Annotated in this window: 20 protein-coding genes; 10 read left to right on the forward strand and 10 right to left on the reverse strand. The window is 68.9% G+C overall.

Going from position 1 to position 17,008, the window contains the following annotated elements; genetic code table 11:
• Positions 1-73: 73 nt before the first annotated feature.
• The 5 genes from ABZ806_RS25110 to ABZ806_RS25130 form a co-directional block, all read right to left on the reverse strand.
• Entirely contained in the window at positions 74-733 is a 660-nt protein-coding gene (locus ABZ806_RS25110) for a DUF6082 family protein (protein ID WP_500219817.1), read from the reverse strand.
• A 71-nt stretch (positions 734-804) separates the two neighbouring features.
• Positions 805-1,410 carry a DUF6879 family protein gene (locus tag ABZ806_RS25115; protein WP_500219818.1) on the reverse strand — a complete coding sequence of 202 codons (606 nt, stop codon included), beginning with the start codon at positions 1,408-1,410 and terminating at the stop codon, positions 805-807.
• On the reverse strand, positions 1,403-1,672 hold the full coding sequence (locus ABZ806_RS25120) for a hypothetical protein (protein WP_500219840.1): 270 nt from the start codon (positions 1,670-1,672) through the stop codon (positions 1,403-1,405). Before ABZ806_RS25120 ends, ABZ806_RS25115 begins: the two co-directional genes overlap by 8 nt.
• Positions 1,673-2,127: 455 nt before the next feature.
• Positions 2,128-2,316, reverse strand: coding sequence for a DUF397 domain-containing protein (locus tag ABZ806_RS25125; protein WP_500219819.1), 189 nt, complete (start codon positions 2,314-2,316; stop codon positions 2,128-2,130).
• The gene (locus ABZ806_RS25130; protein WP_500219820.1) at positions 2,313-3,128 is read right to left on the reverse strand and encodes a helix-turn-helix domain-containing protein; all 816 of its coding nucleotides are present in this window, start codon (positions 3,126-3,128) and stop codon (positions 2,313-2,315) included. Before ABZ806_RS25130 ends, ABZ806_RS25125 begins: the two co-directional genes overlap by 4 nt.
• Before the next feature lie 131 nt (positions 3,129-3,259).
• Between ABZ806_RS25130 and ABZ806_RS25135 the strand changes: the two genes are divergently transcribed.
• The 5 genes from ABZ806_RS25135 (at position 3,260) to ABZ806_RS25155 (ending at position 5,756) form a co-directional block, all read left to right on the forward strand.
• Positions 3,260-3,658, forward strand: coding sequence for an ATP-binding protein (locus tag ABZ806_RS25135; RefSeq protein WP_500219841.1), 399 nt, complete (start codon positions 3,260-3,262; stop codon positions 3,656-3,658).
• 66 nt (positions 3,659-3,724) lie between these two features.
• Positions 3,725-4,030, forward strand: a complete 306-nt coding sequence (locus tag ABZ806_RS25140; protein WP_500219821.1) for a hypothetical protein — start codon at positions 3,725-3,727, stop codon at positions 4,028-4,030.
• Positions 4,027-4,173: a hypothetical protein gene (locus tag ABZ806_RS25145; RefSeq protein WP_500219822.1), complete on the forward strand. Its 147-nt coding sequence runs from the start codon at positions 4,027-4,029 to the stop codon at positions 4,171-4,173. The genes ABZ806_RS25140 and ABZ806_RS25145 overlap by 4 nt, the downstream gene beginning before the upstream one ends.
• Positions 4,174-4,447: 274 nt before the next feature.
• A complete protein-coding gene (locus ABZ806_RS25150; protein WP_500219823.1) occupies positions 4,448-4,921 on the forward strand; it encodes a UCP032817 domain-containing protein in 474 nt (157 codons plus the stop codon).
• 22 nt (positions 4,922-4,943) lie between these two features.
• Entirely contained in the window at positions 4,944-5,756 is an 813-nt protein-coding gene (locus ABZ806_RS25155; protein ID WP_500219824.1) for a phosphotransferase, read from the forward strand.
• Between the two features lie 277 nt (positions 5,757-6,033).
• On the opposite strand, the gene ABZ806_RS25160 is transcribed toward ABZ806_RS25155, so the two are convergent.
• Positions 6,034-6,570: a hypothetical protein gene (locus ABZ806_RS25160; RefSeq protein ID WP_500219825.1), complete on the reverse strand. Its 537-nt coding sequence runs from the start codon at positions 6,568-6,570 to the stop codon at positions 6,034-6,036.
• A 227-nt stretch (positions 6,571-6,797) separates the two neighbouring features.
• Here ABZ806_RS25160 and ABZ806_RS25165 point away from each other — a divergent pair, with 227 nt between their 5' ends.
• Entirely contained in the window at positions 6,798-7,220 is a 423-nt protein-coding gene (locus tag ABZ806_RS25165; RefSeq protein WP_500219826.1) for a hypothetical protein, read from the forward strand.
• A gap of 213 nt (positions 7,221-7,433) precedes the next feature.
• Entirely contained in the window at positions 7,434-8,852 is a 1,419-nt protein-coding gene (locus tag ABZ806_RS25170) for an MptA/MptB family glycosyltransferase (RefSeq protein WP_500219827.1), read from the forward strand.
• Positions 8,853-8,902: 50 nt separating this feature from the next.
• Here ABZ806_RS25170 and ABZ806_RS25175 read toward each other — a convergent pair whose 3' ends face one another.
• Complete coding sequence (locus ABZ806_RS25175; RefSeq protein ID WP_500219828.1) at positions 8,903-9,733, reverse strand: alpha/beta fold hydrolase; 831 nt, start codon at positions 9,731-9,733, stop codon at positions 8,903-8,905.
• 52 nt (positions 9,734-9,785) lie between these two features.
• On the opposite strand from ABZ806_RS25175, the gene ABZ806_RS25180 reads away from it, so the two are divergent.
• Positions 9,786-10,367 carry a TetR/AcrR family transcriptional regulator gene (locus tag ABZ806_RS25180; RefSeq protein ID WP_500219829.1) on the forward strand — a complete coding sequence of 194 codons (582 nt, stop codon included), beginning with the start codon at positions 9,786-9,788 and terminating at the stop codon, positions 10,365-10,367.
• On the opposite strand, the gene ABZ806_RS25185 is transcribed toward ABZ806_RS25180, so the two are convergent.
• The 3 genes from ABZ806_RS25185 to wecB are packed head-to-tail and all read right to left on the reverse strand — an operon-like array spanning position 10,356 to position 14,321.
• On the reverse strand, positions 10,356-12,473 hold the full coding sequence (locus ABZ806_RS25185; RefSeq protein WP_500219842.1) for a glycosyltransferase: 2,118 nt from the start codon (positions 12,471-12,473) through the stop codon (positions 10,356-10,358). The genes ABZ806_RS25180 and ABZ806_RS25185 overlap by 12 nt on opposite strands.
• Before the next feature lie 53 nt (positions 12,474-12,526).
• Complete coding sequence (locus ABZ806_RS25190; protein WP_500219830.1) at positions 12,527-13,228, reverse strand: hypothetical protein; 702 nt, start codon at positions 13,226-13,228, stop codon at positions 12,527-12,529.
• Positions 13,221-14,321 carry a non-hydrolyzing UDP-N-acetylglucosamine 2-epimerase gene (gene wecB, locus ABZ806_RS25195; RefSeq protein ID WP_500219831.1) on the reverse strand — a complete coding sequence of 367 codons (1,101 nt, stop codon included), beginning with the start codon at positions 14,319-14,321 and terminating at the stop codon, positions 13,221-13,223. Before wecB ends, ABZ806_RS25190 begins: the two co-directional genes overlap by 8 nt.
• A gap of 24 nt (positions 14,322-14,345) precedes the next feature.
• Between wecB and ABZ806_RS25200 the strand changes: the two genes are divergently transcribed.
• Positions 14,346-15,776: a glycosyltransferase family 4 protein gene (locus ABZ806_RS25200; protein ID WP_500219832.1), complete on the forward strand. Its 1,431-nt coding sequence runs from the start codon at positions 14,346-14,348 to the stop codon at positions 15,774-15,776.
• Positions 15,777-15,796: 20 nt separating this feature from the next.
• On the forward strand, positions 15,797-17,008 hold a 1,212-nt coding region (locus ABZ806_RS25205; RefSeq protein ID WP_500219833.1), incomplete at its 3' end, for a nucleotide sugar dehydrogenase.

The following is a 17,008-nucleotide window of genomic DNA, read 5'->3' on the forward strand; positions in this document are numbered from 1 at the left end:
CAGTTCCGTGTTCGGGCGGGTCCCTGGTCAGAGCCTCATGGACGGGTGTGCGGCCTAGCAGCAAGGGCGGTTGCTATCGGCGGGTGACTCGGCGGCGGAGTGTGCGGACGGCCAAGGGGACGGTCAGCAGGGCGGCCGCCACCGCGGCGAGGACGGCTCGGCGCCACCGGCGGCGGGGGCTTGGACGTTCGGGCGGAGGTTCGGGTGCCCGCCGGTATTCCTCGTCCAGGATCTGGTGGAAGCGGTGCATCCGTTTGTTCTGGGGCGTGGCAAGACGAAGTTCGCGGGCGGACTGCCAGTAGGTGCGGCCGGGGCGTCCGCTGAACATCTCCCGGGACACGGCGCGCAGGCGTCTGTCGTTGAGGGCGCCGGTCTGGAATGACATCTGCCACTCGGAGATGATCATGTTGATGTAGAGGAGTTGCCGGCGGCTCCTGCGGTCTTCGCCTTCTGGGACGGGACCCCATGCTTCGTCCAAGTCCGGGTCGTCCATGGCCATTTTCAGCAGCTCGGCGATCGCGGAGCGGCGGGCCTCCTCGCGGGCGATCCTCGTGTCATGGGCCTGGAGGGCGAGGGTCGCGACGATGCCGATCAGGGCGAGGACGGCCAGCAGTGCGGAGGCCGCCCCATAGGTTTGGCCGATGAAGCTCAGCCGTTCCCACCGGGTGGTCGACCCGTCGAACGCACGCAGGAACCACGGGGATGCGCCGATGGCGCCAACGACTACCAGCACGCCGAAGATGATGGTGAGCGTCCTCGCCGTGCGACGGCCGGGGCGGGGTGATGGCATTCCTGGACGTCAACTCAGACGGCCGGGGCCGGCAGCGGGACGACCTCTCGTGCGAAGAAGTCCAGAAAGGGTTCGCCGCGTTCGTAGAGGGCGTTGATCTCGGACGCTGCCGCGGCAATCACGTCGGGGCCGCTGATGCGGCGGGCTCCGCAGGGCGTCCAGTCGGGCTCGTACTGGACCTCGTAGAGGACCCGGTCTCCGACGACCACCACTTCGGGCAGTTGGGCGCGGGTTTCCAGCACGGCGACCTGGTCGGATGTGAGGACGGTCAACCCAAAGCCCTCGTCCGCGAGAAGTTTCAGTGCGTGCAATTCCCACTGGAGGTAGGGGCCGACCGGTAGTTCGGCCACGCGGACGCGGCGAATCTCCAGCCCTTGGGCGGCGTTCTCGCGAGCCTCGGCGCGGATGGCTTCGCGGTCCTTCTCCAGGAGGTCGAGAGCGCCGTGCCAGTCCCCCGCCATGAACGCCTGCCAACTGGCGTCGCGCGGCTCGCGGAACACCTGGGAGCGTTCGAGTTTCCAGAGCACCCCACGCAGAGTTCCCAACTCGCGGGCGAGATCCGCGTGGTAATCCGTATGCCCGAGCCTTTCCCCCGGAACGTCGCGGACGCCGTCAAGCATCGCGAATGTCCGGCTTGGCTGCGGAAAGCATGCGCCCAGAGATGACGACAAGGCGCTCGTCCGGCCCGATGGTGACACCGGGCGGGAGGCGATCAGCGTAAGCGCCGGTGGCATCACGGCCGATAACGGCGATGTCCCCGTTGTCCAGTTCCCAGATTTCGGGACAATCGCCCGTGGTGCGGCTGCCCCCTACCTCAGCCGCCCGCTTGCCCAGCCTTCTCCGGAACCCCGCGCCGTGATCGGCCTCCCATGGCCTCGTCATGATCTGCTCCGCTCCCATTGAGGTCACCGTAGAAATCCTCGCATCCGAAACCACGAGCGCCAACTGCTATCTCAAGTTAGACGTTACTAACGGGCACGCCCGTGGAAGGGCATTCGGGTGCAGGGAGAGGCGGGCCGTAATCGTGGTGGCCCGTGAGGATGAGTGAACAGGGGCACGACCAGGTGCCCGCCAGTTCGGGCAACTGGCCCGCAGGAGTCAGGTGACGGCGCGCGACAGCCCGCCGTGCGGAGCGTCAACCCGACGCACCGGATGACGACCGGGTGATGGGCAGGCGGAGCACAGGCGTCCGAACCTCCCGTGTGGAGGTCCGACACGTACCGAGACGAGGGGACGCTGCGTAGTCGGTCAAGGGGCCCGTCCGGGATCGGAGGCATTCCGCGCTTCGCGCGCATGCGCGAGGACGAAAGAGACGGGCCGGAGCCAAGACTGGACGGTCAGCGGGCAGAATGCCGCTTGACCTGCTCGATCAGGCCGGCGAACTGGACGACGGACAAGATGAGGTGTCCTCCACCCGGGTCCTTGCTGTCACGCACGCCAACCCCCGGCGAAAGTTGTCCCAGCTCAACGCAGTGCTGATCATTCGCCCCGCCGCTGTAAGAACTCTTACGCCACTGCACCATCATGAGAACAGCTCCAGGTACCTGTTGATGATCTCGCGCGAGGCGGCCTCAGAAGCGGCCTTCACGCCGATACGATCGAACATAACCGACAGCTCCCGAACCTCGCCAGGCGATTCGATCAGGCGCCCGCCGTTCTGGGCACCCGAATAGGCGATGTCTCGGCTCTCCAGGCTGAGGACCTGCAGCGATCCGTCAACTCCCACGTGCGCCCCCGACCTGAACGGGACGATGCGGAGACTCACCTGGGGCAGGTCGGCCATGGCAAGCAGGTGTTCCAACTGCGCCTTCATGATCTTCGGACTACCAACCTCACGTGCCAGGACGCTCTCATCCAGCGTGGCCCACATCTCGACGTCCATCCCCCTGTCAAAGAAGGACTTCCTCCGAGCAACACGCTCGGCCATCTCCGCCTCGAAGTCCTTCCGGTTCCCCACCTGGACGTATGCCCACATGTAGTCCTCTGTCTGGAGAGCAAGCGGAATCACCTGACCGTGGTAGGCCTTGATCAGCTTCGCCTCCTGCTCGTACTTGACCAACTGCCTTCCCCAGTTGGGATCGTGGGCCATTCGGGCAAACCAGAGCAATAGCTGAAAAAGCCAACCAGTTCCATAGTGCTTGTCGAGCGCCCGCATGTGGTCGTCGTGCGGGCGGCGCCTCCCTGCCTCGAAGTGGGATACAGCACCTCGCGTCACGCCCATGATCTCTCCACATTGGGTGAGCGAGAGCCCGGCCTTCTCACGCCAAAAGCGCAGGTAGAAGGCCAGAAAGTGCCACATGGAGAGCTTCGGATTGAGTGGATCGCGAACGATCGGCATGACGCTCTCCCTGTATACAGATCGGCTGGCTACAGGCAAAACATAGAACGTTGCGGTGAACCTTGTCACAGGAAATCGGAATCCCAGGCAAGGACAGGACGATGGCGATGACGGCGGCCGCAGAGCCGATCATGCCCCTTACGGGCACACCTTCCGCAGTCGGGCTAGCGCGCACCTTCACGGACGCACAAATCCGCAAATGGGACTACTCGCACATTCTCGACAGCGCACTTCTCATCGTGTCGGAGCTCGTCACGAACGCGGCCCGCCAGACGCCGGACAAGGAGATCCATCTCCAGCTCAGCCGGGACGCCTACGGGATCATCATCGCCGTCTGGGACGCCGACCACGAACTGCCCAAGGCCAAGCCGCTCAAGGAACTCACCCTCGACGACCTCGACCTGTCCGCGGAGGCGTTCGACGACAACGGCGGCTGGGGCCTCCACATCGTCCAGGCCATGTCCGCCAAATGCGGCGTCACCGCCGACCCGGCCGGCGGCAAGTGGGTCTGGTGCCGCATGCACCCATAGCAGGCTCCAAGCCCGCCCCATCCCCATCGCAGTCCAGGCACGCCCTCGACGGGAGGCAGCACGAAGATGGCCACCGACCACCTGACGGCCACGAGCGGACGACGCCCGTTCCTGACCGCCCTCGATGAGGCCGTCCGCAAGCACGGCGGAATATCGTGCGGCATCGTCGCGCGCGACGGCACGCCCGTCCTCTACGTGATCAACACCGAGTCGCCCGGCAAGTTCACCGAGATCGGCGCCGACTTCATCGCTGGCGCATGGGTGTTCACCTGGGCCGCCACCGGCAGGACGATCAGCGCCGCCAACACCCCGACCGCTGCCGCCGACACGATCGCGCACGCGGTCGGGGCGCACCACAGCATCCGTCCGTGATGGGCAGCAAGTTGGCCGACATCACGCTCCTGCTCGTCCTCTTCGGAACGGTGTGCCTTCTCTTCGGGGCCATTGCGGGCTACGCGCTGGGGCCGGGCCTGGCGTACCGGACCCGACGAATACTGCAGAAGCTACGCCGATGAGGGCATCACGACCGCTGCAGTGGCCACAGCTCTAGAGATCACCAACGTGGCCCGTCAGGAGACGGTGATCCGCGCTTGAGAGACCGCAGGCAAGATCACCGGAATCCACCCCCTACCCGATTCCGCGGCGGAGCCAGAGGTACAGCCGTCCGGCTTCGGCGGCAAGAGACGGGGCGCATCCCGCCCCTTCCCCCTCCCAACCAAGCCCTCGGCCCAGGTCAGCAGGCGCGCGCCTGGGCCGAGAACCGATCCACAACGCGCGTCGGAGGTGCACATGACTCTCGCTCTCGGCCTGGCCGTCGCGGCCAAAGATCCACGCGGTCTCGTCACACCCGAACTGTTCGACCAGATGGTGAACGACGTGGTGGTCTTCGACAAGGTCACCCGCCCCTACGCCGAGCGCGGCGTCGAGCAGTTCCTGGTCTTCATGAAGGCGTGGGGAGACACCATGACCGAAGTCGGCGGCGACGCCCGCGCCTGGGTGAAGTTCGCGCCCTCGCCCGCCGTCGACAAGATCTGGCACCGCTCCATGATGCGTACTCGCACCTTCGCGGCCGTGTGCGACATGGTCGCGGGCCGGTTCATGCACCACCTGCCGATCATGGACGAGGACATCCGTTCCGGGCGGGCGTCCGAGCGCGGCCTGGCGGCGATGCGCGCCACCGGGTACCGCGTCGATCTGGAATGGTGGATGGACGGAGAGTCCTGCTGCCCGGAGAACTGCGCGCAGCCACCGATGAACGCCTGACACCCACCACGGGGATTGATCCATGCGCAGCCACTGGTCCGACCTGCCGCCCGAGGTGATCAGCGCGGTCACGGCGCGCACCGGCCCAATCGGACGGGTCGAGCCCGCGCCCGCCGGCAACCACGCCGACATCGCCGCGACCATCCACACCGCGGACGGTCGGCTGTTCGTCAAGGCCGCACGCAAGACCGCGCCGGACACCGACGGCCCGGAAGTCCGATCGCTGCGCTGGGAAGCCGCGATCAACCCCCACGTCACCGAGTACGCCCCCCGCCTCCACTGGACCGTGGAGGCGGGCGGGTGGCTCGTCCTAGCCTTCGAACACGTCCAAGCCCGGCACGCCGACTACACCCCCGGCTCACCCGACCTGAACGTCCTCATCAAGATCATCGGCAGGCTGCAGGCACATCCGCTCCCCGACGTGCTGGAACGCAAACGGGTCGAGCGCCGCTGGGAATCGATGGGCGACATGACCTCGCTGGCCGGCAACACACTGCTGCACGCCGACCTCAACCCCGCCAACCTCCTAATCGGCGACGACAACACCGCCTACGTCGTGGACTGGACGTTCGCTGGACGCGGCACCGCATTCCTCGAAATGGCGCTGCTCATCCCCTGGCTACTGAAAGCGGGGCACACACCGACCGAAGCGGAGGTCTGGGTCGCACAGTTCCCCGCCTGGAGGGCCACCTCCAGGGCTACCATCGACCTGTTCGCCCGCGTCTTCGCCACGAAATGGCAAGCCAACCTCGCCACCAACAGCGAGGCTTGGGCGCTCGAACACGCAACCGCGGCACACAGGTGGGCGTCTCACCGGAGAGCCCACGATCTTTGAGCCGAAAAAGCCTCGGCCTGACAGCGACAGGGCCACGGCAAAGTCACCGGCCGAATGCCGCTGCCGCCGACACGATCGCGTACGCGTGCGGCGCTCACTTCGGGGGCCGTCAGTGATGGCGAGCAAGCTTGCGTATATCGTGCGTCTGCTCCACCTCAACGGGACGGTGTGCCCCCTCTTCGACACCTACGCCACTCGCCCTTTTCCAAAGAAAGGTACGCCAACCCAATCACGGCCTCATCCGGTGAGGAGTCCGATGCCGCCTGCGTTCGTGAGCCTATGGGAAAGGGACCTGCTCGATCCTGGCGTCCGCGGATGGGAATTCTGAGGCGAGCACGGGGCAGCGGACCTCGTGAGTCATGATTCCGGTGAGGAAGTCGGTCATGGATCCGTTGAACTCCCACCAATCGTCCTTGGCGTAGGAGTGGCCCGCTACCACAACCGTCCACCCATCAGGTGGTCCCTGTGTTCGCCAGAAGAGGTGGTCGCTGTTGTCGGTGACACCCCAGGGGAAAAGCCCACCCTCCACCGGGTAGAGCGGAAATGGCACGAGACCGAGGGTCGGGAACTCCTCGATGAGATCTTCCGCCGCCCCAAGGATATCCTCTGCCCAGGACAGCAGGTTCTCTCCTTCTTCGTCCTCGACAGGATGAAATGTTCCCAAGAAGTTGTCGACACTGAGTGGCGGATACCTTCTACACAGCTCCATGTAGTCGCTCGGAAAGCGCAGTAGAGTCTGCTCTCTCAGCCTCTCCCAGTCGACCGCAGGAGGCGCCTGCACGGGCTCGCCGATGAACTGGACCAGTCGATTCAATGAAGCCATGGGGATGCCACTCCGTGTTCCGTTCCTACTCTTACTGCGGGAGGTCGCGCGGCTGATCGTCTTCTGGTAGATGAGTGTGATGACGTCGGCTCGGGCTGAGGTCGCCAAGTGTGAGGGGTGAGCGGGTGGTCAGAACCAGTCCTGACGCTGATCGGATCCTGGGGCCGAACTTTCTGCCGAGCTTGAACTGGGCAGATGTATGCGAGTTCCATCGGGCTGTGCTCGATGAGGGGTGGGTCACGGACGAGGGCGCCCGTTTGCTCGTGGCGTTCCGCGATTCGTACTACGGAGCGCGTGCGGGCTTCACGCACACAGTCGATTACGAACTCGCCGTCAACGGGCGAGGGGTCCCTGATCTGGACATCGAGGCACAGGGGCACGAGAGAGCGCGGCTGTTGATGCGACGAGGCTCTGCCTTCGCCTGGGCGGCGCTTCACGCGGCGGGTCTCTCGATGCCAAGGCCGCTGCTGGTGGCACGCATTTCCACAGCCCCGGTCCTCACTGATCCGGATGTGTTCACCGGTCATGTCACTTTCTTCTCCAGCCATCCTACGGAAACCGTGCAGCTGTCTGGCGACCTGCCTGATATTCAGATCCTGCTGGTGAGCGCCGACTGCACCAGCCCGCTCGCCGGTAGCTGAGAAACCGCACAGCTGCTGTCAGGCGCGCTCGCGTCGACGGCCGTCATCCGCTTGCGGCACGGTCGGCTGGCCTTGCGAAGGCATTCACCAACACCCCATGTGTGACGATTTGGTTTCAGGTTGGCATCGGGTGAGTGGTTCTGCTCGGGCGGCTTATCAAAACACTCATCGGGCGCAGGGTTTTTCGGGGGCCGTGCCGCGGTTGGGCGTGTGATGGCGGTCGGGTTCGCGATGTTCGCGGGCGGGATGCTCGCCGGGCGTTCGAAGTTCGTGCCCTTCCTCGGGGAGACTGGGCCGTTCGTCGCCTTGGACGCTCACTTATCGCCGCACACCATCGTCCCGATCACGCGGGCGGCGGCGTTCTTCTCCGGGGTCGGGCTCGTCGCGGTGTTGTGGGCTCTGCGGCGGGGGTGGGCGGGGCCGTCGCCTCGGGCCCTGATGATCGGTGGGGGCGTCGCCGCCGGGGTGCTCGCGGTGCTGCCGCCGGCCGGGTCCGTCGACATCCTCAACTACGCGCTCTACGGGCGGATCACCGATCTCGGGTTCGACCCGTACTTGATGACGCCGGACCAACTGCGGGCGGCGGGCGACCCGGTGGGGGTGCTGGGGCCGGGGTCGTGGGGTGATCAGCCCACGGTCTATGGGCCCGTGGCCACGGGCGTTCAGGCTGCGGCGGCGTGGCTGGGCGGCGCTTCGATGGCCTGGATCGTGTTCTGGCTCAAGGTCTTCCACATGCTGATGTTCGTGGGCACCGGGGTGATGCTCGATCGGATCGCCGGTGCGGAGCGGGGCGCGAGGGTTCGCACGGCCGTTCTGTGGACGGCCAATCCGCTGATGCTGTTCTGGATGGTCGGCAGCGGGCATGTCGACGTCCTCGCCGTCACGCTTCTCATCGGCTCGGTGTGCGTGATGTGGTTCGGTTCGCGGCGCTCCTGGCCGGGGGTCTGGCTCGGGTTGGGCGCCGGAGTGCTGGCGGGCGCAGCGGTCTCGGCGAAGGTCACGTTCGCGATTCCCGTGATCGGGCTCGGGCTCGTCTGCCTCCGGCGTCCGGCGACGGTGGCCTGGGGCGCGGCCGGGGCCGTGGCGGCGGCCGGCCTCGGGTATCTCGCCATTGGGCGGACGGCCCTCTCGTCGCTCACCGAGCGGATGGCGCACGACGGCGACCTCTTCCTGCCGGTCCCGGCGGCGCTGCTCGCGAGGCCGCTGCTGTACGCGGCGACCATGGCCGCCGCGACCGGGGGCATGGCGGTCCTGGTCTGGTGGCGTCTGCGGGACGAGTCTCCGGCGCTGGTGCGCGGAACGCTGGACCTGCGGCCCGTCGCGGCCTGCGCCATCGCGTGCGTGATCATCTCGCCGGTGCAGTACCCCTGGTACAACGCGGCGTTCGTCCCCGCGCTCGCGCTCCTGGGCGCGACCCGGTTCGACGAGGCGCTGATCGTGCGGGCGGTGGTGCTGAGCGGCATCCTGCTGCCGGGCATCGGGACGAGTCGGCTGCAACTGGACGGCGTCGCCGTCGCGGCGCCCTTCTTCATCGTGGTGCTGGTAGCACTGGCCCTGGTTCCGACCCGGCGGATCCGCTGGTCGGAGGCTCCCGGATCCGCTCGGACGGAATCAACGGCGCGGACGCGCTGAACGGCCAGCCCTGGGGCGCTGTGGGCAAGGGGGCAAGGGCGGCGGGGCGGTCAGGTGGTCAGGAAGTGGGCCATTTCTCGGGCTACGGCTTCGGGTGCGTCCAGGGTTGAGAGGACGTAGGCGCCGGGGATCTCGGCGTAGCGGGCGTTGGGGATGAGGTCGGCCAGGCGGCGGCCGTGGGACGGGGGCATGACGCGGTTGTCCGGCGACCACAGGACCAGGGTGTCTCCCTGGAAGCGGCTCAGGGCCTCGGTGTCCCGGATGAGGGACGGCTTGTGGAAGCCGCCCCGGCAGTAGGCGACCAGGTCGCGGCGGACGTTCGGGTCGCGGAGCAGCGGTTCGGTCCAGCCATGGACGACGGCGTCGGGGATCGGTTCGCGTGCCATCTGGCCGAACAGCATCGGCTGGCGGCGCAGCCAGCCGATGCGGAGCTGGCGTGCGGCGAGCTGGAAGGCCCCGGGGACGCGGGCGGCGAGGGCCACCATCTTGCCGGGGAGGCCGGGCGGGAAGTTGTCGAACGCCTCGCAGGGCAGGATCACCAGGCGTGACACGCGCTGGTCGAGGCCGCGGGCGGTGAGGAACAGGCCGCCGCCCCAGTCGGTGTGGACGAGGGTCACGTTGTGCAGGTCCTGGGCGTCCAGGAAGTCGGCGACGATGCGCGTCTGGCCGGGCAGGGTCAGGTCGGCGTCCGGGTTCATCGGGCGGCGGTGCGATCCGAGCGGCAGGAGGGGACGGATGTAGCGCATGCCGGGTGGGAGGAGTGGGAGGACGCGGTCCCAGACGGTGTGGTCCATCAGCAGGCCGTGGAGCAGGACGACCGGCGGGCCGGTGCCCGTCTCGTCGTACTCGATCACGCCCGCCGGCAGTTCGACGCTCTTCATCGTCGCCTCCGTTAGAACGATCGCTCTAGAATGCCCGTTCTATCATGGGGATGTGAGAACTGACCAGCGCATCGTGAACGCGATGGCGGAGCTGCTGCGCGTGCAGGGCTACGCCGCTACCGGGATCCAGCAGTTGGCGCGGGCGGCGCAGGCGCCCACCGGCTCGATCTACCACCACTTCAAGGGCGGGAAGCGGGAGGTCGCGGCCGCCGCTCTCCGGCAGACCGGCGCCGTCTACATCCAGATTCTGCCGATGCTGCTGGACGAGCACGCCGACCTGGCGACGGGGATCGAGGCCGCGTTCGCCACCGCCGCCGACGACATCGCGAACACCGGCTGGGCCAACATGTGCCCCGTCGGGACGGTCACCGGCGAGATCGCCGACAGCGAGCCCGAACTGCGGGAGGTCGCGGCGGAGGTGATCACCTCCTGGGTGGAGGCGGGCACCCGGTATATGGCCGGCCGCGGCCTGTCCGAACCGGACGCGCGCGCCTTGACCTATGCGGTGCTCAGCGCGTTGGAAGGCGCCTTCATCCTGGCGCGTGGGCAGCGTTCGGCCGAGCCCTTGCTCGCTGCTGGACGAGCCCTCGCCACCTATGTCGCGACGTTGCCCGTCACGAGTTCAGCGGGCTAGGAGGTCGGTCCATTGGCGGCAGACTTCGGGGAGGGCGTAGGCGGCCTTCAATTGGGTTCTGGCCAGGGCGCTGTCTTGGTGCCAGCGGTTCAGGGTGACTGTGGTTGATATTGCGGCAGCCATCGCGGAGGGGTCTTCGTGGATCCAGCGGGAGTCGTAGATGGTTTCGGCGCCGGGCCATGGGAGTAGGGCCGGGACGGCGCCGGAGGCCATGCCCTCAGCCGGGGCCAGGTGGAAGCTCTCGTCATCGCTCGTGGAGAGGACGAAGCCTATGCGGCGCAGCCAGGACGCCACGTCGCGGCCGTAGTTGTCGAAGACCACGCCGCCGGACAGCGACCTAGTGCGGCGGATGCGGCGGAATGCCTTCTCGTAGTGGGCCCGTTCCTCTTCCTTTTGCCAGATCCACCAGTACTCCCAGGGGAGCTTGGATTTGATGAAGAGGGTGAAGCGAGGGTCGTCGCGGCGTAGTTCTTCCAGGACGTCCAGGGCCAGGTCCAGGCGTTTGCGGGACGGGGCTATGCCGATCATGCCCAGGTGGTACTCGGCGCCGGGGAGTTTGGTGCGGTCCAGTTGGGCGTCGTCCACCCAGTTCGGGATCGTGACGACTTTGGAGGTCGGCCAGCCCGTCAGTTCGCGGGTCAGGTCGGTGTAGTGGGGGCTCACGCAGATGACCTGGTCTACCGCGTCGATGTCGAGTTGCTTCGGCCACGGGGCGTAGAGCTCGAAGCGGTGCAGGCGGACCACCAGGCGTTGGTCTGGGCGTTTGCGGGCGGCGAACCACAGGGCGTTCGGGCCGCACCATTCGCAGATGATGACGTCCGCCCAGTCGACGAGGTCCTGGCTGCGCTTCTCGTCGTGGGCCTTCAGCGCCGGCCAGTGGTCTACGCGGATCTCCATGTCGGAGCGGGAGCGCAGGTAGTCGAGCAGGCGGCTGAAGAACTTCAGGTCGTGGCCCGCCACCCCGACGCGTAGCGGGCGTTGTTCGACCGAAAGGACGGCTTGGGACGGCTCCGGGAACGCCTGAGAAAGGTACGCCGCGAGGCGTTCCGCGGCGGCGTCAAGGGTGAATGACGTGGCGGCCGTGCGGCAGCGGTCGGCGGCGAGGGTGTAGACGTCCGGGTTCTTGCCGATGAGGGTCAGGGCGTCCAGGACGTCGTCCTCGGTGGCGGCGAAGAGCGGGTAGTCGGCGCCGAGCAGGCTCTCGTGCATGGGGGTGCGGTTCAGGGCCACCGGGACGCCCAGCGTGCCGCATTCCAGCACCTTCGTGGACAGTTCCAGGCTCGCGTCCATCGACGGGTCGCGCCAGGACAGGCCGACGTCGCCGGCGGCGGTGAGGCGCATCGCCTCGGCGCGCGGGTGGCCGCCGTGCCAGATGACGCCCTCGCCCGTTTCCAGGGCCGTCCGCATGCGGGCCGAGAAGCCGGGGTCGGCGGGGTCGTCGTGGATCTTGTCGCCGACCATGTGGAGTTCGGCGTCCACCCCGCGCATGGCGAGCAGGCGGGGCAGGGACGTCATCTCGTAGGTGTTCCAGCGCGGCGCGAACTTGCCCGTGTAGACGAGGCGGAGCGGCCCGTCGGGGGCGCCGGCGGGGCGGGTCTCCAGGCCCTCGGGGAGCACGACCACCGGCGGGAACAGGACGCTCTTACCGGCCGTGGCGGGAACCGCGCTCTCCAGGAAGCCGCGCAGCTCCTCGGTCTGGCAGAGCAGCACGCGGGACGCCTCCGCGATGCGGCGCAACTCGGCCTTCGCGGACGCGCCGAACTCCGCCGCCGACTGCGGGACGTCGGTCAGGTACGTCCAGAGCCGTCCGGCGAGAGGGCCCGCGGAGAGCTTGCCCGCGAGGCGGCGGCCCCGGACGACGATCAGGTCGTGCGGGGCCTCGGCGTCGATCCCGGCGAGGATCGCGGCGGCCTGCTTCGGCGCCATCGGCGCGTCGAACAGGCCCTCGGCGTGCGGGCTGCGGACGGTGACGCCGGGCAGGGCGCGGAGCGGGTCGACGAGCCGTCCGGTCCGGACGGGCGCCTTCAGGACCAGGGTCACCTCGCAACCGGCGCGGGCCAGGGCCTGGACCATGCCCTGGGCCCAGATCGCCGACCCGTCGATCATGTTGAGGTCGACATCGCCGTAGACGAGGGCACGTGGTCGCACGGTGTTTCCTTTCAACGGGCCGGTTCGAGGAGCTCGACGAGCTGGCCGGGAGCGGTGGCGGTGGCGTCCCAGCGCAGGGACGCGAGGGTCGCGGGCGGCGTCCGGCCCCACAGGACGAGCGGCAGCGAGCGGGCGGCGGCGATCTCGCGGAGCTCGTGCAGCGCGAGATCGCGGTCGTGCATGCCGGGAACGCCCAGGTATGCCCAAGGGCCCCCGGGGTCGCCGGCCGCCGCGTCCACGACGAGCATGTCCACGTCGGCCGAGCCGAGGGCGGTCGCGCCGTCGTGCGGGTACAGCGGGACGACCTTCGCGTGCTCCGCGAGCTGCGTCGCCGTGGACGGGGCCAGAACCCCCGCGATGATCAAGCCCTCGCAGGGGCCCGCGACGAGCAGGCGGTTCTCGGGGCGGTCGACCCGGTCGGCCTGGACGCCGCCCGGCGCCGAACCCGAGGCCGGCGCGGGAGCGTTCCGCTTGCGCCACAGCCGGTACAGCTCGCGCGGCAGCCGCTTGCCGCGCTTCGGGTTGCGCGCGGTGCCCGCGACCAGCCGGCCGAACTGGACGGCGGTCGACCGCTCCAGCGCGACGAGCCGCTTCTCCAGCTCGTCGAGGCGCGCCTCGCGCTCGCGCAGCGTCGACTTCAGGCGTCCGAGCTGCTGGTACGCCCTCGCGTCCTTGGCGTCCCGCGCGCCCCGTGCGTCCTTGGCGTCACTCACTCAGGAACTCCATGATCACTTCGGCGATGCGGGGGCCGGCGTGGCCGTCCCACAGCGGCGGTCTGCGGTCGGACGCCGGTCCGCCCGACTCCAGGGCCTTGCGCGCGGCGGGCACCAGTTCCTCGAACGTGACGAGCCGGTTCGTGCCGTGCGTGATGGTGATCGGCCGCTCGGTGTTCGGACGGACGGTCAGGCACGGCACGCCGAGGATCGTCGTCTCCTCCTGGAGCCCGCCCGAGTCCGTGACCACCGCCGCCGCCCCCCGCACGGCGGCGATGAAGTCGATGTACCCGAGCGGGTCCAGGATGTGCACGCCGGAGTGGCCGGCCAGCCCGGCGGCGAGCAGGTTCGCCCGGCCGCGCGGGTGCACGGGGATGACCAGGTCGGCGAGGTCTGCCACGCCGTGCAGGTGCCGGACGAGGGCGGACGCCGTCTCGGGCGCGTCCACGTTCGCCGGGCGGTGCATGGTCGCGAGGACGTACCGCTCCGGCAGCCCGTGGGCCGCGCGCACGGCGTCGGTGTCGAAGGAGTCCAGGTTCCCCAGCAGCGTGTCGATCATCGGGTTGCCGACCAGGTGGGTCCGCGACACCGGGACGCCCTCGGCGGCCAGGTGCCCGATCCCCTCCGGGCTCGTGACCAGGCACAGCGCGGACAACTGGTCGGTGACCCGCCGGTTGACCTCCTCCGGCATGGTCATGTCGAAGCTCCGCAGCCCGGCCTCCACATGGGCGACCGGGATGTGCAGCTTGGCCGCGACGAGGGCGGCGGCGATGGTCGAGTTCACGTCGCCGTACACGATGACCAGTGCGGGTGAACGGCTCGTGAACTCCCCCTCCAGCCCGATCAGCAGCGCGGCGGTCTGCTCGGCGTGCCCGCCGGAGCCGACGCCGAGGTTGACGTCGGGCTCGGGAAGCCCCAGCTCGTCGAAGAAGATCTCCGACATCCGCGCGTCGTAGTGCTGGCCGGTGTGGACCACCGCCTGTTCGGCGCCGGCGTCCCGCAGCGCGGCGATCACCGGGGCGGCCTTGACGAAGTTCGGCCGCGCTCCGAGGACGTGCACGATGGGTGCCAACACAATTTCCCTTCTGTTCATCGGGGTCGCTTAGCGTCCGGCCCCGTGGTGAAAAAATCCGTCTACCTGGCTGGACTCGCGTACCGGCAGCTGCGCGACGATCCGGGCCGGGCGTCGCGGCTGGCGGCGCGGCTGGTCGCGCGCACCCCGTTCGGCGCCCGGCTGCGGCGCTCGCCGCTGACCGTCCCGAAGCCCCGGGACGTCCGGCGCGAGACCGACGATCTGCGCGCCCTGCTCGCCCATACCCAGCCCCCGGCACGACGCGACGAGCCCAGGCCCGGCGGCACCGTCCTGCAGTTCGTGACGAACGCGCTGCCCCGCACGAACGCGGGCTACACCGTCCGGACGCACCGGATCGCGCTCGCCCAGCGGCAGATGGGGCTCGACACCCACGTGGTCACGCGGCTCGGCTATCCGCTCAGCCAGGGCATCGGCGACGCGCGCGCACGGGTGGACGTCGACGGCGTCCCGTACCACCGGCTCCTCCCCTGGCTGCCTGCCACCGACCCCGTCAAGGCGGTCGCGAAGAGCGCCGACCTGGCCGGACGGCTGGTCGAGGAGCTGCGGCCGTCCGTCCTGCACGCGGTCAGCAACCACCACAACGCGGCCGTCGCACTGGAGCTGGGACGCCGCCACGGCATCCCCGTCGTCTACGAGGTGCGCGGCTTCCTGGAGGACTCCTGGCTCTCCCGCGACCCCGCCCACCGCGAGACGGACGACTTCTACCGGCTGACCCGCGAACTGGAGACGCGCCGGATGGACGAGGCGGACGCGGTCGTCACGCTCGGCGAGGCGATGCGGGCGGAGATCGCGTCCCGCGGCATCCCCGAGGAGAAGATCTTCACCGTCCCGAACGGCGTGGACGAGGCGTTCCTTGGGCCCCTCCCCGACGCGAGCGGCCTGCGCGCGGAGCTCGGAATCCCCGAGAGCGCCACCGTCGTGGGGCTCACGTCGTCCTTCTACGGCTACGAGGGCATCGACACGCTGATCGACGCCGCCGCGCTGCTCCGCGACCGCGGCGCGCCCGTCACCCTGCTGCTGGTCGGGGACGGCCCGGAGCGCGGCGCGCTCGAACGGCGCGCCGCAGGCCACGGCGTTCACGCCGTGTTCACCGGGCGGGTGCCGATGGGTTCCGTTCGCCGATTCCACGCCGTCCTCGATGTGTTCGCGGTCCCGCGCCGGGCGGACCGGGTGTGCCAGTTGGTGACGCCCCTGAAGCCGATCGAGGCGATGGCGGGGGGAATCCCCGTTATGGCCAGTGATGTCAAACCTCTTCGGGAAATCGTGGAACCGGGCGTGACGGGCGCGTTAACACTTCCCGAAGACCCGGAATCATGGGCGAATTGTCTGGAAGATCTGGCTTACGCTCCCGAACTGAGACAGAAAATCGGGCGGTCGGCCCGGGAATGGGTCGCGGCGGAACGCACCTGGCGCGCCGTCGCCGAGCGCTACCGGGCGGCCTACCGACTCACCTAGATCGAAGGGAGCCGGGGCGCATGGATCTCGTTGTGATCGGACTCGGCTACGTGGGCCTGCCGCTCGTCCGCGAAGCCTGCAGGGCCGGCCTCCAGGCCGGCGGACTCGACCGGGACGCGCGCGTGGTCGCCGGGCTCAAGGCCGGACTGTCGCACGTCGACGACGTCTCGCCCGCCGAGATCGGGCAGATGCTGGAGGCCGGGTTCACCCCGAGCCTGCGCGAGGACGTCCTGGACGGCGCCCGCACCGTGGTCATCTGCGTGCCGACGCCGCTGTCGCCCGAGGGCGGCCCCGACCTCACCGCCGTGCGCGGCGCGGCGGAGACGGTCGCCCGGCACCTGCAGCCGGGGACGCTGGTGGTGCTGGAGTCGACCACCTACCCGGGCACGACCGAGGAGGTCGTCCGGCCGATCCTGGAGACGTCCGGGCTGGTCGCGGGCGAGGAGTTCCACCTCGCCTTCTCCCCGGAGCGGATCGATCCGGGCAATCCGGTGTACGGGGTGCGCAACACCCCCAAGATCGTCGGCGGGCTGACCCCGGCGTGCGCGTCGGCCGCCTCGGCGTTCTACGGCAAGTTCGTCGACCGGGTCGTGGAGGCCAAGGGCACCCGCGAGGCCGAGATGGCCAAACTGCTGGAGAACACCTACCGGCACGTCAACATCGCCCTGGTCAACGAGATGGCGGTGTTCTGCAACGAACTGGGCATCGACCTGTGGGACGCCATCGACTGCGCCGCCACCAAACCCTTCGGCTTCCAGGCGTTCCGCCCCGGCCCCGGCGTCGGCGGCCACTGCATCCCCATCGACCCCAACTACCTGTCCTACAAAGTCCGCTCCCTCGGCTACCCGTTCCGCTTCGTCGAACTCGCCCAGGAGATCAACGACCGCATGCCCCGCTACGTCGCCGAACGCGCCCAGCAACTCCTCAACCGCGAAGGACGCGCACTCAAAGGCGCCAAAGTCCTGCTCCTGGGCGTCACCTACAAAGCCGACATCGCCGACCAACGCGAATCCCCGGCCCGCCCCGTCGCGCGGCGGCTGGCCCGGCTCGGCGCCGACCTGGCCTTCCACGACCCCTTCGTCGCGTCCTGGGACGTGGACGGAGTCCAGGTCCCGCACGCGGGCGGCGACCTGACCACCGCGCTACGGGACGCCGACCTCGCGATCGTCCTCGCCGACCACGCCGCCTACGACGCCGCGACCCTGACCCGCCACGCCCGCCTCCTCTTCGAC

Source organism: Spirillospora sp. NPDC047418, assembly GCF_040643275.1.
GTDB lineage: Bacteria > Actinomycetota > Actinomycetes > Streptosporangiales > Streptosporangiaceae > Spirillospora.

Bases quoted from the DNA above. Each gene is read 5' to 3' on its own strand.
- ABZ806_RS25155 (WP_500219824.1), top strand. From the start codon at position 4,944: ATGCGCAGCCACTGGTCCGACCTGCCGCCCGAGGTGATCAGCGCGGTC.
- ABZ806_RS25150 (WP_500219823.1), top strand. From the start codon at position 4,448: ATGACTCTCGCTCTCGGCCTGGCCGTCGCGGCCAAAGATCCACGCGGT.
- wecB (WP_500219831.1), bottom strand. From the start codon at position 14,321: ATGAACAGAAGGGAAATTGTGTTGGCACCCATCGTGCACGTCCTCGGA.
- ABZ806_RS25120 (WP_500219840.1), bottom strand. From the start codon at position 1,672: ATGACGAGGCCATGGGAGGCCGATCACGGCGCGGGGTTCCGGAGAAGG.
- ABZ806_RS25125 (WP_500219819.1), bottom strand. From the start codon at position 2,316: ATGATGGTGCAGTGGCGTAAGAGTTCTTACAGCGGCGGGGCGAATGAT.
- ABZ806_RS25175 (WP_500219828.1), bottom strand. From the start codon at position 9,733: ATGAAGAGCGTCGAACTGCCGGCGGGCGTGATCGAGTACGACGAGACG.
- ABZ806_RS25185 (WP_500219842.1), bottom strand. From the start codon at position 12,473: ATGATCGACGGGTCGGCGATCTGGGCCCAGGGCATGGTCCAGGCCCTG.
- ABZ806_RS25135 (WP_500219841.1), top strand. From the start codon at position 3,260: ATGCCCCTTACGGGCACACCTTCCGCAGTCGGGCTAGCGCGCACCTTC.
- ABZ806_RS25140 (WP_500219821.1), top strand. From the start codon at position 3,725: ATGGCCACCGACCACCTGACGGCCACGAGCGGACGACGCCCGTTCCTG.
- ABZ806_RS25170 (WP_500219827.1), top strand. From the start codon at position 7,434: ATGGCGGTCGGGTTCGCGATGTTCGCGGGCGGGATGCTCGCCGGGCGT.
- ABZ806_RS25115 (WP_500219818.1), bottom strand. From the start codon at position 1,410: ATGCTTGACGGCGTCCGCGACGTTCCGGGGGAAAGGCTCGGGCATACG.
- ABZ806_RS25130 (WP_500219820.1), bottom strand. From the start codon at position 3,128: ATGCCGATCGTTCGCGATCCACTCAATCCGAAGCTCTCCATGTGGCAC.